General features: G+C 66.2%; 24 protein-coding genes and 2 tRNA genes. 6 read left to right on the top strand and 20 right to left on the bottom strand.

Annotation, left to right across the window (positions count from 1 at the left end; genetic code table 11):
* Positions 1-14 precede the first annotated feature (14 nt).
* A complete protein-coding gene (gene ercA / locus ACYQ4W_RS03855; RefSeq protein WP_459853031.1) occupies positions 15-1,184 on the top strand; it encodes an alcohol dehydrogenase-like regulatory protein ErcA in 1,170 nt (389 codons plus the stop codon).
* Entirely contained in the window at positions 1,174-3,783 is a 2,610-nt protein-coding gene (locus ACYQ4W_RS03850) for a sensor domain-containing protein (RefSeq protein WP_459853029.1), read from the top strand. Before ercA ends, ACYQ4W_RS03850 begins: the two co-directional genes overlap by 11 nt.
* Here the strand turns inward: ACYQ4W_RS03850 and ACYQ4W_RS03845 are convergent.
* Complete coding sequence (locus tag ACYQ4W_RS03845; protein WP_459853026.1) at positions 3,758-6,304, bottom strand: DNA internalization-related competence protein ComEC/Rec2; 2,547 nt, start codon at positions 6,302-6,304, stop codon at positions 3,758-3,760. The genes ACYQ4W_RS03850 and ACYQ4W_RS03845 overlap by 26 nt on opposite strands.
* 38 nt (positions 6,305-6,342) lie before the next feature.
* Complete coding sequence (gene murA / locus ACYQ4W_RS03840; RefSeq protein WP_459853024.1) at positions 6,343-7,602, bottom strand: UDP-N-acetylglucosamine 1-carboxyvinyltransferase; 1,260 nt, start codon at positions 7,600-7,602, stop codon at positions 6,343-6,345.
* A 108-nt stretch (positions 7,603-7,710) separates the two neighbouring features.
* Here murA and ACYQ4W_RS03835 point away from each other — a divergent pair.
* Positions 7,711-7,786: transfer RNA gene (locus ACYQ4W_RS03835), tRNA-His, on the top strand.
* Between the two features lie 151 nt (positions 7,787-7,937).
* Here the strand turns inward: ACYQ4W_RS03835 and selB are convergent.
* The 4 genes from selB to ACYQ4W_RS03815 are packed head-to-tail and all read right to left on the bottom strand — an operon-like array spanning position 7,938 to position 14,086.
* Positions 7,938-9,863: a selenocysteine-specific translation elongation factor gene (selB, locus tag ACYQ4W_RS03830; protein WP_459853021.1), complete on the bottom strand. Its 1,926-nt coding sequence runs from the start codon at positions 9,861-9,863 to the stop codon at positions 7,938-7,940.
* Between the two features lie 9 nt (positions 9,864-9,872).
* Complete coding sequence (locus ACYQ4W_RS03825; protein WP_459853019.1) at positions 9,873-11,267, bottom strand: aminopeptidase; 1,395 nt, start codon at positions 11,265-11,267, stop codon at positions 9,873-9,875.
* 51 nt (positions 11,268-11,318) lie between these two features.
* The gene (gene selA, locus ACYQ4W_RS03820) at positions 11,319-12,746 is read right to left on the bottom strand and encodes an L-seryl-tRNA(Sec) selenium transferase (protein ID WP_459853017.1); all 1,428 of its coding nucleotides are present in this window, start codon (positions 12,744-12,746) and stop codon (positions 11,319-11,321) included.
* Complete coding sequence (locus tag ACYQ4W_RS03815) at positions 12,743-14,086, bottom strand: bifunctional folylpolyglutamate synthase/dihydrofolate synthase (RefSeq protein WP_459853014.1); 1,344 nt, start codon at positions 14,084-14,086, stop codon at positions 12,743-12,745. The genes selA and ACYQ4W_RS03815 overlap by 4 nt, the downstream gene beginning before the upstream one ends.
* A 65-nt stretch (positions 14,087-14,151) precedes the next feature.
* Here ACYQ4W_RS03815 and ACYQ4W_RS03810 point away from each other — a divergent pair.
* A tRNA-Arg gene (locus ACYQ4W_RS03810) sits at positions 14,152-14,228 on the top strand.
* A 62-nt stretch (positions 14,229-14,290) separates the two neighbouring features.
* Positions 14,291-15,490 (top strand): tyrosine-type recombinase/integrase, encoded by a 1,200-nt coding sequence (locus ACYQ4W_RS03805; protein WP_459853010.1) that lies wholly within the window; start codon positions 14,291-14,293, stop codon positions 15,488-15,490.
* Here the strand turns inward: ACYQ4W_RS03805 and ACYQ4W_RS03800 are convergent.
* The 14 genes from ACYQ4W_RS03800 to ACYQ4W_RS03735 form a co-directional block, all read right to left on the bottom strand.
* Positions 15,447-15,785, bottom strand: coding sequence for a helix-turn-helix domain-containing protein (locus ACYQ4W_RS03800; protein WP_459853008.1), 339 nt, complete (start codon positions 15,783-15,785; stop codon positions 15,447-15,449). The two genes, ACYQ4W_RS03805 and ACYQ4W_RS03800, sit on opposite strands and share 44 nt — an antisense overlap.
* The gene (locus ACYQ4W_RS03795; protein WP_459853006.1) at positions 15,782-16,003 is read right to left on the bottom strand and encodes a hypothetical protein; all 222 of its coding nucleotides are present in this window, start codon (positions 16,001-16,003) and stop codon (positions 15,782-15,784) included. Before ACYQ4W_RS03795 ends, ACYQ4W_RS03800 begins: the two co-directional genes overlap by 4 nt.
* A gap of 4 nt (positions 16,004-16,007) precedes the next feature.
* The gene (locus tag ACYQ4W_RS03790; protein ID WP_459853004.1) at positions 16,008-16,244 is read right to left on the bottom strand and encodes a hypothetical protein; all 237 of its coding nucleotides are present in this window, start codon (positions 16,242-16,244) and stop codon (positions 16,008-16,010) included.
* The gene (locus ACYQ4W_RS03785; RefSeq protein ID WP_459853001.1) at positions 16,237-16,443 is read right to left on the bottom strand and encodes a hypothetical protein; all 207 of its coding nucleotides are present in this window, start codon (positions 16,441-16,443) and stop codon (positions 16,237-16,239) included. Before ACYQ4W_RS03785 ends, ACYQ4W_RS03790 begins: the two co-directional genes overlap by 8 nt.
* A complete protein-coding gene (locus tag ACYQ4W_RS03780; RefSeq protein WP_459852999.1) occupies positions 16,440-18,362 on the bottom strand; it encodes a DNA cytosine methyltransferase in 1,923 nt (640 codons plus the stop codon). Before ACYQ4W_RS03780 ends, ACYQ4W_RS03785 begins: the two co-directional genes overlap by 4 nt.
* Positions 18,359-18,892 carry a hypothetical protein gene (locus ACYQ4W_RS03775; protein WP_459852997.1) on the bottom strand — a complete coding sequence of 178 codons (534 nt, stop codon included), beginning with the start codon at positions 18,890-18,892 and terminating at the stop codon, positions 18,359-18,361. The genes ACYQ4W_RS03780 and ACYQ4W_RS03775 overlap by 4 nt, the downstream gene beginning before the upstream one ends.
* Positions 18,893-19,573 (bottom strand): hypothetical protein, encoded by a 681-nt coding sequence (locus ACYQ4W_RS03770; protein WP_459852994.1) that lies wholly within the window; start codon positions 19,571-19,573, stop codon positions 18,893-18,895. It lies immediately after the preceding gene.
* On the bottom strand, positions 19,563-20,621 hold the full coding sequence (locus ACYQ4W_RS03765) for a phage Gp37/Gp68 family protein (RefSeq protein ID WP_459852992.1): 1,059 nt from the start codon (positions 20,619-20,621) through the stop codon (positions 19,563-19,565). The genes ACYQ4W_RS03770 and ACYQ4W_RS03765 overlap by 11 nt, the downstream gene beginning before the upstream one ends.
* Entirely contained in the window at positions 20,618-20,836 is a 219-nt protein-coding gene (locus ACYQ4W_RS03760) for a hypothetical protein (RefSeq protein ID WP_459852990.1), read from the bottom strand. Before ACYQ4W_RS03760 ends, ACYQ4W_RS03765 begins: the two co-directional genes overlap by 4 nt.
* A gap of 3 nt (positions 20,837-20,839) precedes the next feature.
* The gene (locus ACYQ4W_RS03755) at positions 20,840-21,097 is read right to left on the bottom strand and encodes a hypothetical protein (RefSeq protein ID WP_459852988.1); all 258 of its coding nucleotides are present in this window, start codon (positions 21,095-21,097) and stop codon (positions 20,840-20,842) included.
* A 4-nt stretch (positions 21,098-21,101) separates the two neighbouring features.
* Positions 21,102-22,205: a hypothetical protein gene (locus tag ACYQ4W_RS03750; RefSeq protein ID WP_459852986.1), complete on the bottom strand. Its 1,104-nt coding sequence runs from the start codon at positions 22,203-22,205 to the stop codon at positions 21,102-21,104.
* The gene (locus tag ACYQ4W_RS03745) at positions 22,198-22,473 is read right to left on the bottom strand and encodes a hypothetical protein (RefSeq protein ID WP_459852983.1); all 276 of its coding nucleotides are present in this window, start codon (positions 22,471-22,473) and stop codon (positions 22,198-22,200) included. Before ACYQ4W_RS03745 ends, ACYQ4W_RS03750 begins: the two co-directional genes overlap by 8 nt.
* An 11-nt stretch (positions 22,474-22,484) precedes the next feature.
* A complete protein-coding gene (locus tag ACYQ4W_RS03740) occupies positions 22,485-22,964 on the bottom strand; it encodes a hypothetical protein (RefSeq protein WP_459852980.1) in 480 nt (159 codons plus the stop codon).
* A 69-nt stretch (positions 22,965-23,033) separates the two neighbouring features.
* Positions 23,034-23,345, bottom strand: coding sequence for a hypothetical protein (locus ACYQ4W_RS03735; protein WP_459852978.1), 312 nt, complete (start codon positions 23,343-23,345; stop codon positions 23,034-23,036).
* Between the two features lie 37 nt (positions 23,346-23,382).
* Here ACYQ4W_RS03735 and ACYQ4W_RS03730 point away from each other — a divergent pair, with 37 nt between their 5' ends.
* A complete protein-coding gene (locus ACYQ4W_RS03730; protein ID WP_459852976.1) occupies positions 23,383-24,171 on the top strand; it encodes an XRE family transcriptional regulator in 789 nt (262 codons plus the stop codon).
* The last annotated feature ends 9 nt before the right edge of the window (positions 24,172-24,180 follow it).

Here is a 24,180-nt window from a genome sequence, read left to right as displayed (position 1 = left end):
TGCGGAGGCTGGCCATGGATGATGCGTCGCTATTGGACCTGCGCAAGTTCCTCGCACCCGAGACCGTATTCGGTGCCGGTGCTGCGGAGCTTGCCGGCCGGTATGCACAAAATCTTGGTGCACGCAAGGCGTTGCTCGTCACCGACCCCGGCGTGCGGGAGCAGCCGTGGTTCGCCGGCATTCTGCAGAGCATCGCCGAAGCCGGCCTCGGCGTGGAGCTGTTCACCCAGGTGCACGCCAACCCGCGCGACAACGAAGTCATGCGCGGAGCCGAGATTTACCGCGCCACCGGCTGCGACGCCATTGTGGCCGTGGGCGGCGGCAGCCCCATGGACTGCGCCAAGGGCATCGGCATCGTGTGCACCAACGACCGCAACGTGCTGGAGTTCGAGGGCGTGGACAACGTGGAGCACCCCGGTCCGCCGCTCATCTGCGTGCCCACCACAGCGGGCAGCTCGGCCGACGTGAGCCAGTTCGCCATCATCAACGACACCACGCGCAAGGTCAAAATCGCCATCGTCAGCAAGGCCATGGTGCCGGACATCGCCCTCATCGACCCGCTTTTGACCCTGAGCATGCCCCGGGAGCTGACGGCCAACACCGGCGTGGACGCGCTGACCCACGCGGTGGAGGCGTATGTCTCCAACGCCCACGGCCCCACGACGGACCTCTTCGCCCTGGAGGCCATGCGGCGCATAGCCAAGCACCTGCCCCGCGCCATAACCCACCCGGACGACGAGACCGCCCGCGCGGGCATGATGCTCGGCAGCATGTACGCGGGCCTGGCCTTCTCCAACGCCATTCTGGGCGCGGTGCACGCCATGGCCCACAGCCTGGGCGGGCTCATGGACCTGCCCCACGGACAGTGCAACGCCATGCTCCTCGACCATGTCATCGACTACAATTTCGACGCCGCGCCGGAGCGCTACGCCGACATCGCCGTGGCCCTGGGCGCGACCCTTACGCCCCACGCAAGCCCGGCGGAGAAGCGCGACGCGGTGCTGGGCCAGGTGCGCGCCCTCAAAACCGCAGTGGGCATCACCGCGGGCCTGGCCTCGCTTGGCGTGCGCGATGAGGACCTGGACGGCCTGACCACGTTCGCCATGCACGACCCCTGCATGGTCACCAACCCCAAGACCCCCACGGCAGGGGAAATACGCGCCGTGTTCGAGCATGCCCTCTAACGGAGAACCTCCGCAGAACTCCCTGCGCGACAGGCTCATCGGCCTGGGCGAACGCTCCATGGCCAAAAGCTATTACCCGGAGCTGCGCCGCAAGCTGGACGAGCTGGAGCGCTTCCGCGCCGTGGTGGACCACGCCAACGACGCCATTTTCGTGTTCCTCGCCGACGACTGGTCCGTGGCCGACGTGAACGAGACCGCCCTGCTCATGCTGGGCCTGAGCCGGGCCGAGGTGCTCGGCGTGCATATCGCGCGGCTGTTCCCGCCCGAGATAGCCGCGCGCTACGCCGGCGTCGTCAAGGAGGCCGGACCGGACCCGACCGACCTGCAGTTCCGCAACGGGCACATCGTCACCACCCTGACCGGGGCCGAGGGCCGCAGCGTGCCCACGGAAATCACGGTCACGCTGCATTCCTTCGCCGGCAAGGGCTACGCCGTGGTCATCGCGCGCGATGTCAGCGTGCGCCTGCTGATCGAGGCCGAGTTGGACAAGAGCCGGCGGCTCTTCGCCTCGTTCATGGAGAACTCTCCGGCCATGGCCTTTGTCAAGGACCTGGACGGCAAGTACATTTTCTGCAATCCGGCCTTCGGCGATTTCCTCGGCCTCACGCCCGGCCAGATCATGGGCCGCAGCGACACGGACTTCTGGCCCGAGGACATCGTCCGCCTGCTGCGCGAAACCGACGGCTACATCAAGCGCGAGGGCAAGCCCATAATGCAGCAGCAGCAGATGCGGCTGCTCACCGGCGGCCCGGCGCGGCATCTGCAAATGTCCAAGTTTCCCCTGGTGCAGCATGGCGGCATAACCGGCGTTGGCGGCATCGGCATCGACATAACCCGCCAGGTGGAGACCGAGCTGGCCCTGAAGGAGAGCGAGGACCGCCACCGCATCGTGGCCGAATACACCCACGGCATGGAGTGCTGGATAAGCCCCACGGGCGAGATGATCTACGTGAGTCCTTCCTGCGAGCGCATCACCGGCTACCCGCGTGAGCACTTCCTGACCGATCCGCGCGGGCTGGAGAAGCTGGTGCACGAGGACGACCTGACCGGCTGGCTGAGCTTCCACGACCAGGACCAGGACGACGAATCCCTCGACTACCGCATCCGCATGAAGAACGGCCAGGAGCGCTGGGTCAACGAGGTCAAGCGCGAGGTCATGGGCGGCAACGGCGGGTCCATGGGCAGCCGCATAAGCCTGCGCGACATAACCGAGCGCAAGGAGATGGAGCTGCAGCTGCGGCATCTGGCCCTGCACGATCCTTTGACCGGGCTGGCCAACCGCTCGCTCTGCCTCGACCGCATCCAGCAGGCCATGGAGCGTTCGCGCCGGCTCAAGCGCTATTTCTTCTCCGTCATCTTCCTCGACCTGGACCGCTTCAAGGTGCTGAACGACAGCCTCGGCCACGCCTTCGGCGACAAGGTGCTCATCGCCGTGGCCGAGACGCTGCGCGCCAGCGTGCGCGCCTTCGACACCGTGTCGCGTTTCGGCGGCGACGAGTTCGTGCTGCTGCTGGAGGAGCTGGCCTCCCCGCGCGAGACCATCCAGGCCGTGCAGCGCGTGCGCCAGGCCCTAAGCCAGCCCCTTTCCATCGCCGGGCACGAAATACAGCTCACCGCCAGCCTGGGCATAACCCTGGGCACCCTGGACTCCGAGAGCCCGGCGGACCTGTTGCGCAACGCCAACGTGGCCATGCATCAGGCCAAGAAGGCCGGCCGCAACCGCTTCAAGGCCTTCACGCGGGCCATGCTCGACCGCGCCAGCCGCCTGCTGGTGCTGGAGACCGACCTGCGCCGGGCCATCGGACGCGGCGAATTCTATCTGGTGTATCAGCCCATAGTGCGGCTGGACGGCGGCGCGGGCCTGCACGGGTTCGAGGCGCTGGTGCGCTGGAGCCACCCGCGCAAGGGCCTCATCTCCCCGGCGGAGTTCATCCCCGTGGCCGAGGACTCCGGGCTCATCGTGGACATCGGGCTCATGGTCCTGCGCGAGGCCTGCCGCACCCTCATGACCTGGCGCGAGCACAGCGAGCTTGCGCGCAACCTGGTCATGAGCGTCAACCTTTCGCCCCGGCAGTTCTCCGAGCCGCAGCTGGTGGAGGACGTGAAGGCCGTGCTGACCGAAACAGGCCTGCCGCCGGGGTCCCTCAAGCTGGAGATCACGGAGACGGCCATCATGGACCATGCGGCCAGCGCCGTGGACAAGCTGCGCAAGCTCAAGGCCCTGGGCATGGCCCTGTCCATCGACGACTTCGGCACCGGCTATTCTTCCATGAGCAGCCTGCAGCAGTTCCCGCTCGACACGCTCAAGATCGACCTGTCTTTTGTGCGCAGGCTGGAGGACGGCCCGGAGGGCCACGAGATCGTCAAGGCCATCATCAGCCTGGCCCACTCCCTTCAGCTCCAGGTCATCGCCGAGGGCGTGGAGCTGTCCTCCCAGCGCGACATCTTGAGCGGACTCAAGTGCGAATACGCCCAGGGCTACCTGTACGCCAAGCCCCTGGGCGAGCATCAGGCCTGGGAGTACCTGTGCGCCTGCGCAGAAAACATCGCCGGCTGCCGCCTCAACGGCGCCCTCAAGGGCGCGCCCCCCGCAGACTGAAGCCGCCCCCGGGCGCGCGCCACACCAGCTCCATCATGCCGCGCTCCGGCGTGGCCTGTAGGGGAATGGCATGGAGCGCCAGCTCCGCCACCACATCCTTGTTCGGGAAATGATACTGGTTCTGGAAGCCGCAGCTCACCAGCGCCTGCATGGGCGCCACCGCCTCGTACAACATGCCGGACAAACTGGACTTGGACCCGTGGTGCGGCAGCACAAGCACCTGCGCGCGCAGGTTCCGACCATGCGCGATCATGTCCTCGATGCCGTCCTGCTGCACATCTCCGGGCAGTATGGCCAAGGGAACGCCGCGCCAGACAAGACGCAGCACCAGGGAGTTGTCGTTGGTGCCGCGGCCCTGGTAGTCCTCGGCCGGGTGCAGGGCCTCAAGAACAACGCCGGACCCGAGGTCGAGGGTCTGCCCCGCCGCCAAAACCTCCGGCGCAAGTCGCCCGCCGGAGACGCCGTCCTTGAGGGCCGCGGCCAATTCATCGGCCAGGGCGCCTTCCGGCCACTGCCCGTTGGTCAAAAACCGGCCCACGCGGAACTGCCGCACAATCCACGCCAGCCCCTGGGCATGGTCCGAGTCCGGGTGGCTGAACAGCGCCGCCTCCAGCCGGGGCGGCCGGCCCCAACAAAGCGCCGGGCCGACGACGCTGCGGCCCATGTCGAAGGTGCGGCTCATGCTGCCGCCCGCGTCCACCAGCACGCGCCTGCCGCCGGGCGCGCTCACCAGCAGGGCCTGGGCCTGGCCCACGTCGAAGACCGTCAGGCGCACCTCGTCCCGGGCCTCGTCGCGCAGCATTTCCGCTTGCGGCCAAGCCATGAGCAAGAGCCCGCCAAGCAGCAGCACCAGGGCCTGGGTGCGCGGCCTGGGCCAGCAGAAGGGTGCGGCGGCCAGCACCGCGGCGGCGCCCAGCAGCTCCGGCCACAGGGGCCGCAACAGCGCCCAGGTGGGGAACAAGCCCGCCGCCACAAGCCGGTGCAGCCCAACGAGCATCCAGTCCTGCACCCAGCTGGCCCAGCCGAGCAGCGCGCCCGCCACGCCGGAGAGGCCCGGCACCGGGGCAAGCCCCAGGCCCACCATGCCCAGCACCTGCACCACCAGCCCCTGCACCGGCAGCCAGGGCAGGTTGAGCAGAAAGTTGGGAGGATAGGTGCCGAAGTACCAGACCGTCACCGGCAAAAGCGCCAGGTTGGCGCACAGGGTCAGGGCCAGGGCGTCCCACGCCCAGTGCAGGGGCCGCAGCAGCCAGCCGCGCGGCCGCGGGACAAATGCCGCGAACCAGGGGTACAGCAGGGCCATGCCCGCCACGGCCACGGCGGACATCTCCAGGCTCACGTCGAACACGCTCAAGGGGTCCAGACCGATGATGAGCAGCAGGGCCAGGAACAGGCCGTCCACCAGGGCGCGGCCCCGGTCGAAGAGCAGCAGCAGGCCCCAAAAGCCGAACATCCAGGCCGAGCGCACCAGCGACGGACTGGCCTGCCCCACCCACACATAGGCCGCCACCAGCGGAAAGGAAAAGAGTATGGCCAGCTTTTGCCGGGGGATGCGCAAAAAAAGCCGGGGCCACGCAAGCCCCACCAGCCAGGCCAGGCCCAGGCCCAGCACCGCCACGTAGACCACGTTCAAGCCCGACAGCGCCAACGTGTGCGAAAGCCCGGCCGCGCGCAGCTCGTCGGTCACGTTCTGGTCGATGCGCGAGCGGTCGCCCAGCAGCAGGCCGAGCACGATGGCCGCGCCCTGGGTCTGCGGCAAATGGGAAAGCAACGTGCCGCGCAGGTTCTCGCGCAGGTCCCACCAGAAGGCCGCGGGACGCGCCCCCCAGGTGGCCTCGATGTCCGCCCCGCGCGAGTAGGTGCGCACGAACACCCCGCGCAGGCGCTGCTGCCATTCGAAATCCGCGCCGCCAAGGTTGGCGAAGCCATGCACGGGCCTGAGCCGCAGCTCCACCTCCACGCGCTGCCCCGGCGCGGGCCGGTAGCCCGGCTCGTCCCAGTCCCAGGCGATGCGCCCGGGCACGGCCACGGTCTGCGGCTGCGCTTGAGTGGAGTTGGCGGGTGTGCTGTCGGCGAAGGTCGTGTCGTCGGCTTGGGGAACGTTGTCGGCCCCTTTGTCCGGCTTGGGCGTAAAGGTGGCGCGCGCGTCTTCGAGCACGATCTCAAGCCGGCCGTAAGTCTTGTCCGTCACCTCGGCCACGCGGGCCTGCACCAGGGCGCGGGTTTGGCTCTGGGCCACCAGGGGCGGCAAGGCGGGAACCGTTGGCAGGGCAAGGCGCGCATGGGCCAGTCCCCCGGCAAAGCACGCGGCGACGAGGCACAAGGACGCCAGCGAGCGCCACAGCCCCGGACGGCGGAAGGCCGCCAGACCGATCCCCAGGAGCGCGGCCACGCAAAAGGCGGGCTCCGGGTGCCGCATGCCCCAGATGCCCGCCACATAGGCCAGAAAGTATACCTGCCAGGCCAGCAACCCCGGCGGGGTCACGCCTGGACCGGGGTTTTGACGCTGGCTGTCCTGCACTATCCCGTCTCGCTGTTCCGATGAGCCGGAGCGCTCCGCTAGGCCTGTTCCTTTTCCCGGCGGATGCGCGCGCCCACGGCGGAGAGCTTCTCCTCCATGCGCTCATAGCCGCGGTCCAGGTGGTAGATGCGCTGGATCTCCGTGGTGCCCTTGGCCACCAGCCCGGCCAGAACCAGGGAGGCGCTGGCGCGCAGGTCCGAGGCCATGACCGGAGCGCCCTCCAGATGGTCCACGCCGCGCACCATGGCCGTGCGGTCCTTCAAGGTGATGCGCGCGCCCATGCGGCCAAGCTCGCTCACGTGCATGAAGCGGTTCTCGAAAATCTTTTCCTGAATGGAGCCGGAGCCCTCGGCCACGCACATGAGGGCCATGAGCTGGGCCTGCATGTCCGTGGGAAAGCCGGGGTGCGGCTGGGTGGTCACGTCCACGCCCACCAGCGGCCCGTTCCGGCGCACCAGCACGGCGCCGTCGGACTGGGGCTCAATGAACACGTTCATTTCGCGCAGCTTGTTGATGAGCGCGTCCAGGTCCGCCGTGGGGCAGCCATGCAGCCGCAGCTCGCCGTCGGTGATGGCCCCGGCGATGAGATAGGTGCCCGCCTCGATGCGGTCCGGCATGACGGCGTATTCGCAGCCGGTAAGCTCGCGCACACCCTCGATTTCGATGACGCTGGTGCCCGCGCCCTGAATGCGAGCGCCCATGGCGTTGAGGAAGTTCGCCAAATCGACGACCTCCGGCTCGCGGGCGCAGTTCTCAAGGATGGTGCAGCCTTTGGCCACGCTGGCGGCCATGAGCAGGTTCTCCGTGCCGCCGACGGTGGGAAAGTCGAACATGATGCGCGCGCCGATGAGCCCGCCGCAAATGCCCTGAATGTAGCCGGAGTCGAGGATGAACCGCGCGCCCATGCGCTCCAGCGCCTTCAAGTGCAGGTCCACGGGCCGCGCGCCGATGGCGCAGCCGCCGGGCAGGGCCACCTTGGCCTCGCCGAGCAGGCCCAAAAGCGGCCCAAGGCACAGCACCGAGGCGCGCATGGTCTTCACCAGATCATAGGGGGCCTCGTGCTTCAGCTGGCGCACCTGGGCCGTCACCACGTTGTCCTCGAAGGTCGTCTCGCAGCCAAGGATGTTCAAGAGCTTGAGGGTGGTGTTGATGTCGCGCAGGCGGGGCACGTTGGTGAGGCGCACCGGGCCCTTGGCCAACAGGCAGGCGGTGAGGATGGGCAGGGCCGCGTTCTTGGAGCCGCTGACCTGAATGTCGCCCTTGAGCTGCACGCCGCCTTCAATAATAAGCTTGTCCATGATCCGTCCTTGGTGTTTCCCGGCCAGCTTCTTGCGGGCAGAGGCATTTTACTGGATTTTGTCCTTGACCGCTTCAGGGCCTTCGGATAAAGAACTCTTCCTCTTGTGGTGAATGTAGCTCAGTTGGCAGAGCACCAGGTTGTGGCCCTGGGGGCCGAGGGTTCAAGCCCCTTCATTCACCCCACTCGAGATTCCAGGCCCCGTGTCACACGGGGCCTTTTCTTTTGCCCGGCCGCCGTATCCGGCATGCTGCGCGGCCAACCGCGAATCTCTTCCGGGCGGCACTTTGCGCAAGTCTCGCCGCAAAAGCAATCAGGAATACGCACCCCGTTTCCTTAGCGCTTGCGCCAACGGCGGTTGTCGCCCACGCGCACGGTGAGCTTTTCCTTGTCGAAATATTCCAAAAGCGGAATGGCGTACTTGCGCGAGAGCTTGGACACCTCGCGGAAGTCCTGCGGAGTCATCTCCTCGTGGTCGGCGAAGAACGCCCGCGTGCGCTCGATGACCGCATCAAGCGGCGCGCGCGCGAAGTACATCTCCTCCTTCACCTTCACCAGCCGCCCTTCGTCGAGCAGCACCTTGAACACCGCGGCCGCCTCCTTGAAGGTCAGGCCGAGGGGCTCCAGCACGTCCTTGAGGTTCGGCGGGGTCTCGCCGCCCGCCTCATAGGCCGAAAGCAGCTTGCCGCGCAGGGCCGAGGCGTCTCCCGCCAGGGAGACCTTGTGCCCGGGCAGGCGCAGCAGCTCGGCCTCGGCCGCGATGGCGCCCTTGCGCACCAGCCCCTCAAGCACAAAGTGGAACAGTTTGGGCGAAAGCCTGCGCCCCCAGGTGGAGGCCAGCCCGCCCCGCGCCACGCCGGGCTTCATGGGCTCGCGCGCGTGGAAGTCCGCCAGGTGCGCCAAAAGCCCCTCGGACAGGGCCTGGACCACTTGGCCGGAAACATAGCTGCGGGCCTCGCGGTCCACCAGGAAGGCCTCCTGCCGGCCGCCCATGAGCTGCAAGGCCTTGTCCAGAGCCTTGGACTCCAGGCTCGTTGCCACGCACAGTTCGGCAAAGCTCAGCCCCGCGTTGCCCGCAAGGGCCAGCTGCCCCAGCACGATCTCCTCCGGCGTCGCCGCTCCAAGACCGCGCAGGGTGTCCACGGCCGTGCTGAAGCGCTTCACCCGGTGCGGCAAAGGGTTCAAGAGCCGCCCGCCGGCAATGGTGCGCAACGGAGAAAAGGAACGCGCCACAACGCGGTCGCCGTACACGCCGGCCAGGGGCTCGGTGAAGCGGATGCGGCAGACGGCCGTCTGCCCCGGCTCCAGGGCCTCGCCCTCCAGCATGTACACGCGGGCCATGACCTCGCGCGCGCCGTGGTGGAAGTGCACCTCCTTGCGGTGCTTGATGGACCGCGGCGAACTCTTCAGGCAGGTCAGCTCCACGTCCCAGGAGAGGCTGGGGAACAGCGAGCCGGGCCGGGCCAGCACATCGCCGCGCGAAAGCTGCTCCACCTCCAGACCGGCCAGATTGACCGCCGTGCGGCTGCCAGCGGCCACCTCCTCCACCTGCGCCCCGTGGCTTTGCAGGGTGCGCACCTTGGACGAGAGCCCGCCGGGGTACACGGTGATGTCGTCGCCCACCTTGACCTTGCCGGACACCAGGGTGCCCGTGACCACCGTGCCGTAGCCCTTCATGGTGAACACGCGGTCCACCGGCAGGCGGAACAGGTCCGTGCGGCGGTGCGGTTCGTAGGCATCGGCCAATTGCGCCAGCTCGGCCTTCAGGGCATCGAGCCCCTGGCCGGTGTGCGCGGACACGGGCACGATGGGCGCGCCTTCGAGAAAGCTGCCCGTAAGGTAGGCCGCGACCTCCTCCTTGACCATGTCCAGCCAGTCCGGCTCCACCATGTCGACCTTGGTGAGGGCCACCACGCCGGTGGTGATGCCGAGGAGCGAGCAGATTTCCAGGTGCTCGCGCGTCTGCGGCATGATGCCTTCGTCCGCGGCGATGACCAGCATGACGAAGTCTATGCCGGCCGCGCCCGCCACCATGTTCTTCACAAAACGCTCGTGCCCGGGCACGTCGACCACGCCCAGGCGGCGCGCGCCGCCCTTGCCCCCCTTGGCCTGGGGCAGGTCCATGAAGGCGAAGCCGAGCTCGATGGTGATGCCGCGTTTCTTCTCCTCGGCCAGGCGGTCGCAGTCGATGCCGGTCAAGGCCTTCACCAGCGTGGTCTTGCCGTGGTCGATGTGCCCGGCGGTGCCCATGATGACCGGCATGCTATGCTCCTAGCTCTTGAGGAAGGCGCGCAGGGCCTGGACCGTGGCGTACAGGTCGCTCTTGCCCAGCACCTCGAAGGGACTGTGCATGGAGAGCACGGCCGGGCCCATGTCGATGACGTCCATGCCGTACACGGCCAGGAACTTGGCCACGGTGCCGCCGCCGCCCACGTCCACTTTGCCGAGCTCGGCCATTTGCCAGGGCACGTTCGCCTCGTCCAGAATATTGCGCAGATAGGCCACGAACTCGGGGTGGGCGTCGTTGGCCCCCACCTTGCCCCGGTGGCCGGTGAACTTGTTGAAGCAGGGGCCCTGGCCCATGTAGGCGGCGTTCAGCTTCTCGTAGACTTCCTGGTAGTCCGGGTCCACGGCGGCGTTCACGTCCGCGCTGATGGCCATGCCCTTGGCGAACACGTGCGAGAGCTTGGTCCCCGGCGACCACACGTCGAGGATGTCCTGCAGGGCGTATTCGAAGAACAGCGACTGCGCGCCGGTGGCGCCCTCGGAGCCGATCTCCTCCTTGTCCCAGAAGAGCACCAGCTGCGTGTGCTCCGGGGTCTTCTCGGCCAGCAGGGCCTGCAAGGCGCTGAACACGCAGGAGCGGTCGTCGTGACCGTAGGCGCCGATCATGGAGGCGTCGAGCCCCACGCTGCGCGCCGGTCCCGCGGGCACGAGCTGCAGTTCCGCGCTGAACAGATCGCCCTCGGTGATGCCGTAGCGGGCGTGCAGAAGCTCCAGCACGCGGCGCTTCACCCGGTCCTTGTCCTTGGCGGATTTCTCATCGCCGCGGTTGACGGGCTCGTGGCCCACCAGGGCGTTCAGCTTTTCGGCGTCAAAGGCGTCGGCCACTTTCTGGTCCGCCTGCTTCTGCGCCAGGTGCGGCAGCAAATCCGTGATGGTCAGAACGGGGTCCTTGGGGTCCTCGCCCACGCAGACCTTGACCAGCGTGCCGTCCTTTTTGACCACCACGCCGTGCAGGGCCAGCTCGCGCGCCATCCACTGGTACTTGCGGATGCCGCCGTAATAGTGGGTCTTCATGAGCCCGAGGTCCGTATCCTCGTACAGCGGGTGCTGCTTGAGGTCGATGCGCGGGGTGTCGCAGTGCGCGCCCACGAGGCGGAAGCCCTCGGAAAGGGGCTTCTTGCCGCGCCGGGCCAGCAGCACGGTCTTGCCGCGCTGGGCATGCACATAGGCCTTGCTCTTGGCGCTCAGGCTCTCGCTGAAGCCCGCGGCCTTGGCGGCGGCGAGCACGTAGTCCACGGTCTCGCGCTCGGTCTTGCAGCGGGTCAGAAAGTCGATGTAGGTCTCGGCGCAGGCCTCCACGGCCTTTTGGTCCGCGGCGGAGGAATACACGTCCCAGCAATTGCGGGACGAATGCTCGAATTCGGATGTCTTCTTGCTCACGATGATGCTCCAGTCTGTTCAGGACAGGCGGAAAACGCCGTCCGGGTTGTGTCAGCTATCGCCCAGCGCCTGGCGCAGGGCGGAAAGGACAAGGGGGTGTTCGCTCGCGTCCAGGGTGCGCGGGTCCAGGCACAGGGCATCGTCCTCCACGCGGCCCACCAGGGGCGGGTCCGTGGACAGGAGCGCCGTGCGCAGAGCCTCCACGCTCATCTGCGCGGGCTTAAGGCACACGAGGGCCGTGGGCAGATCGGCCTCGGGAAAGGCCCCGCCGCCCACGCGCGACGAACCGGCGCGCACGCCAATATCAAGCCGCGGGGAAAGATGCTTGCGCAAAAGCCCGGCAAGCCGCGCGGCCTGGGACCGCAGCAGCACCAGCGGGCGCGTCATCATGGCCAGGGTGGGCACGCGGCCGCGCGCCAGCTCCGGGTCCAGGTACAGGCGCAGGGTGGCCTCCAGGGCGGCCAGGGTCAGCTTGTCGATGCGCAGGGCGCGGTTCAGCTGGTTCTTCTTGATGCGCTCGATGATCTCGCGGCGGCCCACGATGATGCCCGCCTGGGGCCCGCCCAGGACCTTGTCGCCGGAGAAGGACACCACATCCGCCCCTTGGGCCACGGCCTCCTGCGCCGTGGGCTCGCCGGGCAGGCCGTCGCCGTCGAAGCGCATGAGGCTGCCGCTGCCCAGGTCCTCGATGACCGGCAGGCCGTAGGCTCCGGCCAGGGTCTTGAGCTCCGCCAGCGGCACCTCTTTCACAAAGCCCGTCATGCGGTAGTTGCTGGTGTGCACCTTCATGATCGCCGCGGTTTCCGAGCCGATGGCCGACTCATAGTCGCGCAGGTGCGTGCGGTTTGTCGCGCCCACCTCGCGCAGCAGCGCCCCGCTCTTGGCCATGACCTCCGGGATGCGGAAGCTGCCGCCTATCTCCACCAACTGCCCGCGCGAGACGATGACCTCGCGGCCCTTGCACAGGGTGTCGAGCACGATGAGCACGGCGGCGGCGTTGTTGTTCACCACCAGGGCGGCCTCAGCCCCGGTGAGGCGGCAGAGCAGCTCCTCCACGTGGGCGTAGCGGCTGCCGCGTTCGCCCGTGGCCAGGTCGAACTCCAGATTCGAATAGTGCGCGGCGGCGCCGGCAACGGCGGCCACGGCCTCCGGCGCGAGCAGCGAGCGGCCCATGTTGGTGTGCACCACCACGCCCGTGGCGTTGAGCACGCGGCGGAAGCGCGGGCGCAGCCCCTGGCGCACATAGGCCAGCAGGCGCGGCGTCAGGGCCGCAAGTTCAAGCTGGGCGGGCTCGGCAAAGGCTCCGGCCCGGATCTCCTCGCGCAGCAGATCGAGAAACGCGTTCACCAGATCCTTGACGAGCGGACGCGGCGCGGCGCGCAGCTGCTCGCCCGCCACGCTTTGATCGGCGTACAGCGCGGCCAGAACATGGTCCACGGCGGGGATGTGGCGGAACAGGATGTTCGCGGATGCACTCATGCGCTGGGCCTCCCGGGGCTGCCTGCGTTTGTGTCGCGCTCCAGCAGCCAAGGGTGCTTTGTATAAAACTCGCCCAGCAAATACAAGGAACCGCAGACCAGCACAGGACCACTTTCGCCCCGCAGCGCGGCAAGGGCCGCATGCACGTCCGGCGCGCTTTGCGTTCCCGGCCCGAGCATTTCCGCCAGCTCCGACGCAGTGCAGGCGCGCTCGCAGGTGGGTATGCCCACGGCATGCACCGGGCAATCGCCAGCGGCGGCCATGCCGCGCACCAGGGGCAGCATCTGGTCCAGGGGCTTGTCGCGCAGGCAGCCGAACACGACGGCGGACGGACGGATGGCGTCGGCCTCCAGGGCGGCGGCCAGGGCGGCCAGCCCGTGGGCGTTGTGTCCGCCGTCCAGAATGAGCCGGGGCGGCAGGTCCGGCGCAGCGTCCACCTTCTGCATGCGGCCGGGGATGAAGGCCCGCGCGAAGGCCTCGCGGCAGGCGTTCTCAAAAATCGGCAGGCGCAGGCGCTCCGCAAAGACATGAAAGGCGGCCAGGGCCGTGCGGGCGTTCAGCTCCTGGTGCGTGCCCGGCAGGGCCAGCCGCAGGCCGGTCATGGCCCGCACGAAGCGCTTTTTGCCCCGGCTGGACAAGGGGCCTGGCTGCACGCGGCCATTGGCTCGGGAATAAAACAGCACGTCCGCGGCGGCGACGAACTCCGAGCCGACATCCGCGGCAGTGTCGCGCAACACCCGCCAGGCCTTGGGCTCCTGCGGGGCGGCAACGGCCAGGCCGCCCTTGCGCATGGCCCCGGCCTTGTCCGCCGCGATCTTTTCCAGCGTGTCGCCCAGAATGTTCATGTGGTCCATGCCGATGGGCGTGAAGACCGTGAGCGCGGGCGACAGCACGTTGGTGGCATCAAAGCGGCCGCCCAGGCCCGCCTCCATGATGGCCACGTCCACGCCCGCGTCCTCAAAGGCCGCAAGCGACAGCGCGGTGAGCACCTCGAAGTACGTCAGGCCCAGGCCCTCGGACTGCGCGAACACCTGCGCGCCGAGCCGCGCCCAGGTCTCCTCGGGCAACATGGCGCCGTTCACCAGTATGCGCTCGCGCGGGGTGATGAAGTGCGGGCTGACAGAAAGCCCCACGCGCAGGCCGTGGGCTTGCAGCAGTTCGGCCAGAATGGTGGCCGTGGAGCCTTTGCCGTTGGTGCCCACCACATGCAGCACGGGAAAGCGCGGCTGGCCGTGCCGCTCGACAAAAGCGGCCATGCGGTCCAGGGTCAGGTCCATGTGGAACAGGCCCAAAGCGTCGAGCCGGGCCAAGAAATCGGAATACGAAAGCGGTTGCGTCACGACGGCCTTTTCCGCGCGGCCCTTGACCGCACGGCATTGCTTGATTACTGAAGGTTTCCCCGTGTGCGCCAGTAGCTCAGGTGGATAGAGCAACGGCCTTCTAAGCCGTCGGCCGAGGGTTCGAATCCTTCCTGGCGCACCACTTACAACACCAACGGTTTGCGTCCCGCCACGCCGTCCGTTCTGAGACGGCGTGGATAAGGGATGGATAAGATCCTTGCCATCAGCGCAGACCTGACCTATCCGCTCAACATGGGCACAGCCAGAAAATTCATACGGACAAAGCACTCGGGCGTCTACTATCGCGAAAGCGCCACGAAGAAGCACGGAGGCAAGCCAGACCGTTGCTTTGTGGTTTGGTATACCGATGCCGACAAGAAGGGCCATTGGCATACGGTCGGCTGGGCCAGCGAAGGCATCAACGAGAAGTATGCCATCGCCAAGCGGCAGGAGCTTCTGGGCCAGGTGGCCAGGGGCAAGTCGCCCGCTCTCCAGCGCAGCTACACCGTTGGCGATGCTGTTGCCCTCTACACGGAATGGGCCAAGGGCGAAGGGAAGAGCATCGAGCGCGAAACCGTGCGTTACGATGGCAACATGCACGCCGACCTTGACTCCGTCCCCATCTCCGCTGTGACCCCGCACATGCTGACGCAGCTGAAGAACAAGCTGCTTGAGCGCCTGTCTCCCGGCAGCGTGATGCACTGCTTCTCGTTCATCCGCCGGGCGATCTACCACGCCATCAGCGAGGGCAAGTACACAGGGACAAACCCCGCGGCCACCAGACGCACCAGCAAATTCAAGATGCCCCGCGTGCAAAACTCCGGCGTGCGCTATTTGACGCCCGAAGAAGCGCGGCTGCTGTTGGATGAACTCAAGAAAAGCGTGTCTCCCCAGCTGCACGATATGAGCATGCTCTCCCTGAAGACCGGCATGCGTGTGGCGGAGATTTTCACCGTGCGCGGGCAGGATGTGGACAAGGCCAATGGTCTGATCCACTTCGTGGCCAAGGGAGGAAAGCGCGAGTTCGTCCATGCGCCGGCAGACGTGATCGACATGCTGCTGGCCTATCGACGCCGGCCAGGCGCGCTCATCTTTCAGTCCAGAACAGGCGGAGCGATCAGCTATGGCGTGTCCAAGGCCTTCGTGCGCGCCGTTGACCGGCTGCGGCTCAACGAAGGCATCACGGACAAACGCCATCGGGTGTGGTTCCACACCTGGCGCCACACATTCGCCAGCTGGATGGCGCAAAGCGGACAAGTCACGCTGCTGGAGCTCAAGGAGCTTATGCGGCATGAAACTCTGGCTATGACGGATCGGTACGCTCATTTGATTCCTGGGCATCAGCGCAAGCTGCTGCCGATTATCGAGAAGACCTTGCAAGGCGATCAGACTCCCGAGTCCTGACACGCTGCCCAGAAAAAAATGCTTCCAAATCCTCGACCCGATAGAGCACGTTCCGCCCCGGCTTTGTATAGACCGGCCCCATGGAACGGCCGCGCCAATCTTGCAGAGTGCTTACTTTGACGTTGTACCGCTCCGCCACTTCGCGCGTGGTCAGCGTCTTTTTTTGCACGCCATCATGCTGCGTCTGCACAGGCTGCAAGCGTCCGTCCTTGATGGCCGCGTCAATCGTTTTGGTCACGATGCTGTTGATGAAGGCCGCGAGGGCATCAACAGAACCTGGATCGAGATTAATCATACTTCCCCCCGCATCCGGTAAAGGCAGCACACGTATTGCTCGCCCTTCCAAATCTCCTCACTCGAAAGCACCCCCGCCTGTACCTGGAGATCCAAGGCCTTGCGGACGCTCTGGACGCTCACGCCGGCCATCCGTGCCACGTACTCCGCCCTGCACCCTTTGGGTGAGGCCTGACGCACGGCGGCAACGATATCGCTGATCGTGACGTCCTTGGTCATTGCCCTACTCCATCACCTTGGCGTTGGCCGCGATGAGCATGCAGCGCTCGCATTTATGGCCGAGCCAAGTGCCGCAAGAGCAGGGCCGAAGCAACACGTAGGCGTTATTGTCCGCCAGAGCGCTGCGCAGGTCGCGGGCGTATTGCAGGACCGTCTCCAGGTCCTCGCGGTCCTGGCCGGTCAGGGACGCCTTGAGCCGGTTTGCGGCGGCGGTGACGTTGGCGGTGGTGGTCCTAGACATGAGAGCCTCCGATGCCGGGCAGAAACGGCCAGCTATGGGTGATGTCGGACACGTTGACGACAACCTCGCGGGCGCTGGGCTTGCCGTTTTTGCCGATTACGCGGCCGATGAGCACCTTGCTTCCGGCCACGTCGACGTGGATCTCGCCGCTGCGGTGCCGGCGCGAAAAAATGCGGTCACCGGTGTTGATGGTGGTCATGCTCCAGATCCCTCCGCCGCCATGAGCCCGGCCACCACCGGCTGCACCCAGATCGGCGTGTTGCCCATGGCAAAGGTCTCGCCGCTCCAGGTGAGCAACAGGACCTGCCCCATGACACCGGCGATGGCCCGGGCGGCCGGGGGCGGCACGGCGTTGCCGATGCGCTCACGCCAGTGCATGTCCGACAGGCCGTCCAACTCAAGCTGCTCATCCACGTCCACCAACCCCTGCAATGCGGCCAGCTCCAGCGTGGTGAAGGGCCGGTGCCACGTGCCGTCCAATGCCTGGATCACGGCCACGAGGTTCTGCCGCGGCTCGGGCATGCGAGGATCTGCGACAGACCAGCGGCCATTGTCCGCGCCGGCCGATGCCGAGACGGCCCCGGCGGTGGCATCCCAAGGTAGGACGCCGAAGTGGCCCCCGCCGTTGTAATTCTCGCGGTCCTTGCCGCCCCACATGCGCGGATCGGCCACGACATAGGCCCCCTGGCCAGTGGTGCTGCCAGAGATCACCGTGCCGGCCGGTTCGTCGAAGTCCGTCACCCCGTACTTGCCGAAGCTGTTGCTGGGCATCCTGGGATCGGCCACGGACATCTTGCCGTTGGCGGCGTGGCTGGCCCCGGTGACGCATCCTGCGGCCTGACCCCAAGGCACAACGCGGTACAGGTTGTAGTGCCTGTTGGCACTCTCCGGCATCCTGGGGTCAGCCACCGCATAACTCCCGCCCCCGGGCGCGCTCTGTCCGCTCACAGCCCCCATGCTCTTGTTCCAGGCGCGCACGCCGTACTGGCCGTATTCGTGGCCCTGGAAGCGAGGATCGGCAACCGAGAACTGCCCATTTGTTGGGCCTGTTCTGCCCCGTACGGCCCCGGCGTTGTCAGCCCAGGGGATGAGTCCGAGGAAACCATTCTGGCAGTGGCCACGCTCGATGCGCGGGTCGGCCACGCTGAAGCGGCCGCACGTGGGACCGGCGTTCCCGGTGACGACTCCAGCCGGGTCGGTCCAGGGCAGCACACCCAAGGCACCGTCCTGCCAAGCGGCGGCGGGCACGATACCGTAGTCGGCGAGCTGGCCGTCCTCGACCCGCAGGCGGTTGAGCGAGCGCCAGTCGGACCCCGCCTCGACAAAGGCCAGGCGCAGCCACGTGCGCCACTGCAAGGCGGGCATACGGTGCATGGGGCCTGCGGCCAGGTCGCCCGGCATGGGCATGGGGCCCAGCACGTCGCCCACGGCGCGCAGAGTGCGCTTGCGGGGCTCGTAGAGGTAGGGTGGCACCTTGGCGGTGTGTCGGGCCACCAGCAGGAAGCGCTTGCGGCTCTGGGCCAGCCCGCCCAGCTCGCCGCAGTCGTGGGTGGTTTCGGCCACGGCGTAGCCGTAGGAGCGCAGGAGCCCGGTGATCTGGTCAAGCAGATGGCGCCCGCGCGTGGCGATGCGCGGCACGTTCTCAAACACGATCAGCTCCGGCGGGCCGTCGTCGTGGTCGGCCCAGGCCTCAAGCATGAGCCACACGCCGCGCAGCGTGAGCCGGTTGAGCGCCTGGTACTTGCCGGTCTTGCTCCGCGTCTCGGACAGCAGGCCCGAGAAGCCCTTGCAGGGCGCGGAGAGGAAGACGATGTGCGGGCGCTCTCCGCCCGCCGCGCGCCGGATCGCATCCGGCCCGGCCTCGCGCCAGTCCGCCGGGGGCTCGTGGCCGTGGAAGGCCAGGTACTGCTCGCGGTCGAACATATCCAGGCACGTGCCCGGCACCCCGGCCATGCGGCCGAAGTCGGCGATTGCTGCCCGGTCCACGTCGACGCCGCCAAGGCACCGGAAGCGGGCCACGAGGTTGCCCACGCGTGCCTCCCCTTGGTTGAATCCGCGCGCGCCGCCGCCCAGACCGCAGAACAGGTGGAAGTGTTTGATCTCTGCGATGGCGGTCATGCGGAGGCCTCCGTGGCGGCAAGGGCGGCTTGCAAATCGTCCGGTGCGAGGTGCGACACGTAGGGGCGGCAACGCTTCAGCATATCTCCCAGCGCCTCCACCTTCACGCGCTTGGCGTCTCTCTCCCCCTCGACCTTGCGCAGCTTCTTGCGCGTCTCGCACAGGTGCAGGCCCAGGCGCTGGAGCTTGCGGCCCAGGCGGGCGGATTTGGCCTCGGCGGATTCGGCGCGGGTCCGATTCGCCCCGATGGAACGCAGGTGTGAGTCTGCTATATTCCATGTCGTGGACATCCGCGCCGCGCTTGTCCCGGCAACAATCTCTTGGTGCTTCTTTATGGCCTCAAGTGCCTTGTTCGCGGCGTCACGCTCGGCTATCGCCTCTTCCCCTTTGGCAATCCAGCGTCGTTCGTTCTGTTTCGATGCGGCTATTTCCGCCTCAAGCTGCGCCACGCGGCAATGCGGGCAGTCGCTACGCAGGGCGTTGTGCTGTGTGCCTTCGGGCCGATATTCGTAACCGTGCGGGCAGTTCATCTACTTCCCCTCCCACGCCCGCGGTGGCGTCCAAAAATCAGTCATGGCATCATGGTTTCCATGCACACAACAACGGCAGTCTACCGTATGATTACTGCAACATGAGCACCTTCCGCGCGCCCACTCCATGATGCGCTGGAGTTCGGCCTCGGCGTTTTTCCGGGCCGCCCTGATTTGCTCTGCCTCATGCCCAAGGTCGCCGTCGCACATGACATTCAGCCCACGCGCCGCGTCCCCGGCCAATTGCCACCCAGCCTTGCGCTCTTCCTCCGCGTCATCCAGCAGGTCGCGTAGCGTTTCGTTGGTGCGTTCAGCCTCATCCCGCTCCGCCTCAAGCTCCGCCACGCGCCGGGCCTGGGCGGAGTAAACTTCCTCAAGCGCATCCGCAATGCGGAGAATCCCGCACACGCAGATATTCGCGTCGTGGTCACATGGCCCGGCCTCGGCAGCATATTGGTGCAGCAGTTCCACGGCCTGTCCGGCTGTTTCCGGAAGCGGCGCGGTGTCTGCGCAAAGCAGGCGCAGCAGCATGGCGCGGTCGGCTTCGGTAAGCGGATGGCCGTTGATGAGGATGGCCGTCCGGTCCGGGCCGCTGGCGAGGTCGTAACCGATGATTGTTGACGCATCGAATTTCGGCAGCGGCGCGGGGGCGGGCTCGAAGTTTGGTAGGCTACCGGGCATTGGGCACCTCCTCCCAGGTCCGGCCATCGAGCACGCGGCCAGCCTTGGCCTTGCCGACGCGCCGCGTCGGGTACATGGGATAGCTCTTGCCGTCTTCGCGCCCGTCCGTTGGGATATGTCCATCAGGACAAATCAGCTTGTCACCCTTGGACATGTGCGTGTGGGCCTTGGCGCAGTAGTGCGAGTAGTTCTCAAAACTCCACCAGACGGGGCCATGGCCGTTGACGTGTGTCGGACCCCACTCCCCCCACTGCTTGAAGAAGAACGGCACGCCCGCGGCCTCGCAGTCGTCACGCAGCTTGCACGGCCAGTCCGGGTGCATGGGCCGCGCGCCGGGGCCGGTCTCGCCGCCGCAGATTACCCAATCGAGAGAAGGCCAGCCTTGCGGATCACTCGGCGGACCGTCGGCCTGGATCTTTTCGCGGGCCGATTGCGGCTGCAGAGGATAGAGCCAATCCCCGCCCAAATACCTGTAGGCTTTCGCAAGGCTCACCGGCCCGAGCATGGGCTCCACGCTCACGAAACGCTTGGCCGCGGGCGTCGAAAGCAGGATCGGCACGGCGCGGTCGGCGCTGGCCTGATCCCAGATGGTTGTGCCGAGCCAGACGTTGGGGAGGGGGAAGCAAGGCTTCCGCTTCCCCGTGAGCGGGTGCGGCCACACAGGCCCGTACCGCCCCGAGAGGTCCTGGATATACGCGGCCATGCGCTCCGGGCGCTTGGTCAACAGCATGAAGGTGTGCTGCTGGCAGGCGGCCATTGTGCCGAAGATGAAGTCAAGCCACTCGAACGCGAAGTTCTCGTGGAACAGGTCGCCCATGTTGCCCACGAAGATGCGCTGCGGCTTGCGCCAGTGCAGGGGCTCATTGATGCGCGCCGTCACAAAGCACGGCATGTCGAACGGACGTCTGTAGCAGTCCGGCATTTTCTTTCCCGCCAGCAAGGCCTGGTGCCGCTGGGTGTGCAGACGCTCGGCATAGCAGTTGTCGCACGCCGGGGAGCATTTGGTGCAGCCGATGACGGGGTTCCAGCTCTTGGTCCACCAGATCATGACGCCACCGCCTCAAGCACCTTGCCCTGGATCTCGCCCATGGCGTCCAGGTTGCGCTCGCTCAGGTGCGGGTCACGGTTCTCGACGAAGGCGGCCAGATACTCGCTCACGTGGTCCGTGGTGACGCCTTCCGGCAAGCCGGAGACGTGCAGAGTGATCGTCAAGACCGCTTCGCTTGTGGGCGCGATAGTGATTTCGTTGGTGCGGTCGGACATGGTCTATTCCTCCCGAAAGTGCATGCAACGGTCGGAGTGTCGGCAGCGACCGCCTTCTTCATTCAAAATGTCGGAATCCTTCGAAGCCGAGCCGTCACGGACCGCCAGCGTGGGGGTGAGCAGCACGCGGCAGTTGCCTTCATGAATATCATCATGCGTGACAGGTTCTTCTTCCTCGCAGGCCAGGCCGAAGCGCACTTCGAGATAGGGCGGCATGCGCTGCAGCTCGGCAATCAGTTCGGCGACCTTCATTCCGCGCATGGCCCTACGCCTCCCCGCCCGACTGCGCGGGCGCGTTGGTGATTGTGGCCACGAGCAGGCCGGAGGGGTCCAGGGCCAGCGGGTACGTGCCGGGCTCCAGGTCCAGGCCGAAGGCACGGAAGAACCCGCCGCCCGAAATGCGCAGGCGCTGCGAGCGGGTTGTCGACTGAAGCTTGAGGACGCCGGGGCCTTGCTGCTCTTCCAGAGCCAGGCCAATCCGCTTGCTTGCGCCTGACCAGTGCGGCCGCACCAGGCGCTTTCCAGCCAAGCCAAAGGATTCGACGGCGCTGGAGGATAGTTCGATGTCGCCGCCCTTCTTGATGCTGAGCGCGGGCGGGTTGATGATACTGGGCCGCGCGCCCGTGTAGGGCACGAAGTCAGGGGGAATGGCGGCAGGCTGCCGGAGCTCCGCAAGCTCTTCGGCGTCCATGAGCTGCTCGGCAGGGTCGGCGCCCATCAGCGTGGGCACGGTGTCGGCAGCTTCCAACTCGGCCGCATCCATTAAGTGCTGTGAGAGCGGCGGCAAACCTTCGCTGACGACCTCGCCCGGAACATATGGCGGAACGGCAACAGTGCCGCCGGTGGGTTCCGGAGCTGCGGGCAGGTGCTCGGTGTGCAGCTCAAGCTTGCCTGCGGGCTTTGCTTCGACCGGGGCCTGCGGGCGCTGCGCCTTCGGGTTGGCGGCGAGCAAGAGCTCCTCGGGCATATATCCGGTGATTTCCAGCAGGCGATCCCAGGGCCGGCCCTGCGGCATAATGCCCTTGGTCAATTTAACAAACATTTGGCTGACCCTGGATTGACGGGCCCCGATCTTTTTGCCCAGTTTTTCCTGGGTGTCGCATCCGGTGCGCCCCACCACCAGTTCCCACGCCGTGGGGGGCTTTGTAACCGGCGCCAAGCACGCGGCCACGGCAGAATCCACGGCCGAAGCGGCGCCGCGCCAGTTTGCAGCGCTCTTGGCCATAGCCACACCGCGCGGGCAATCCGTGCGGCACTTGGCCAGCGAGTCAGCATCAAGGTTTATCACCATTTCGGCGCAGGCGCTGTCGGTGATCTCGCCGTTCTTCAGGAGGCAATGCCCTTTCTTTTGGGTGTCGGAGCTAAGCATTGGCCACCTCCTGCGCGTTTTCCCAATCCAGCACCCAACCCTTGGGCAGCGTGGGGTATTCCTGCCCCGGCGCGCGCGGGGGCAGCGTCTTAGGGTCCATAGGCGTCCACTTGCCCATGTGCCGGCGGGTGACCTCGGAAAGATCAGTGCTGGCCAGGATGATGCTGGCCTTGTCCTGAGTGGACATGCCGGGGTGCAGCAGCAGCTCGCGCAGCTGGGCCTCAACGGACCGGACGGCTTCAAGCGGGGGAAGATCGCGGATAGGCATGGGAACCTCCTCTACAGATCGTTGCCGCGACACGTGGGGCCCGCAATGGGCCGCAAGCCGCGGATGGTATGCACGGTGTCGGTGCAGAGCCTGAGCAGCCGCTTAACCAGGCGCGCGGCCTCTGCCCGCTCGATGCCGTTCTTGGCCACGGCGCGCTGCGCCTCGTTGGCAACGGATCCGAGGTCATCCATCATCTGGGCCATGTCGGTGAGCAGCCCCGGGCAATCGATGGCTGGGAATTCGTGCTGCACGCCCCCGGCGTGGGCCTGGGCATGCAGCCAGTCGATGAGGACGTTGTTTCCGACCACGACGCAGAAGCGTGGGATGGAGGGCAACGTGGGCCAATAGTCGCCAGTGCCGAAAATGCGGGATGTATTGCCGGGATTCCAGTTCATCGTCGCGCCGATTTCGTCCTCGGACTTACCGGAGAGACGGCAGGACAGGTGCAGGGCATCCAGGAGGCTCATGTTGACGTAGTCGCGGTCTTGCATGGTCAAACTCCTTGTCATTCCTTACCTTGCGAGGATGTGACGAAATCCTGTAGGGCTTGATTGCCGGGGTCAGCCTGCTTGGGCCTGCGGCGCGGCCTGCCCTTCCAGCGCGGCAAGGCGCTGGCGCAGTTCCAGATTTTCGCGCAGCAGTTCAGACTTTTTGCGGGTCTGCGGCGGAAGAAGGTCAACAGGGATGCCGAGATCAATGCAGAGGTTGCGCAGGTCAGCGCGCATTGAGGGTCGGTAGTACAGCTCCTGGCTCACGGTCTGCCGGACAAGGCCGCTCTTCTTCGTCAGCTGGGGAACATCGAACTTGTTCTCGATGATCCAGATTTTCAACTTTTGTTGACGTGTCAGTGGCTTTTCGTTAACCGTTTGCATATTCGCACCTTTGGGTGTTTCTTCCCGGTGGGAATGTTTGCGGGAAGCGTTGAAACCGTTTTGCATGATTTTTCGTGCACTCGTCAACACATTTTTATTGCAGCGGATTAAAAAAATGATGTCTTGGCCTGAACAATACGCAATCATTAAAGAAAAAGTATCGGCTCTCTTCCGTGCGGAAGGCCGCGGATATAGCTTCCAAACGATGGCGACGTTCATGAACGTAAGTCGAGGTAAGGTTCAGGCTTGGGAAAAAGGCCAGCGTCCTAGTGCGGAGGATCTTGCCACGATGTCTGAGAAGCTTGGGTTAACGCCAGAATGGCTATTAATGGGAACAGGTGATCCTGAGGCGGAGATGGGCATACGCAGGCTTGCCCAGGGCGCGCCAATTGACCCGGCCTTCGTTGTTGATCCATACGGTGTCAAACCCATTGGTCGCGTTGTTGCCGTGCACGCATCAGCAGCCGGCGGCCAGGCCATAGAGAACTGGGAGCCGGAAACCATCTGCCACGTGTGCATCCCCCTCACCTATTACCGTGAGAGCATCCTCATCGTGCAGATCGAGGGCCACAGCATGGAGCCCGAAATAAAGCATGGGTCCTTTGTCGGCCTGGATACGGAAAGACGAGAAATTGTGGCGGGAGAAAAATACGGCGTGCGTGTGCCCTATGAAGGTCTGACCGTGAAGCGCGTCTTTATTGACCCCCAGGCTGGCGAGCTGCTATTGCGGAGCATCAACCCGGATCACCCCCAAATGCGGGTGGCGATTGATGGGTGCGAACGGCTCATCGTTGGCCGGGCAGTGTGGGTGATGCAGGGGCTATGAGGATAAGGC

This window comes from Humidesulfovibrio idahonensis, from assembly GCF_054657715.1.
The sequence above is the reverse complement of the archived record's forward strand: the minus strand, read 5'-3'. Positions and strand labels throughout refer to the sequence as shown.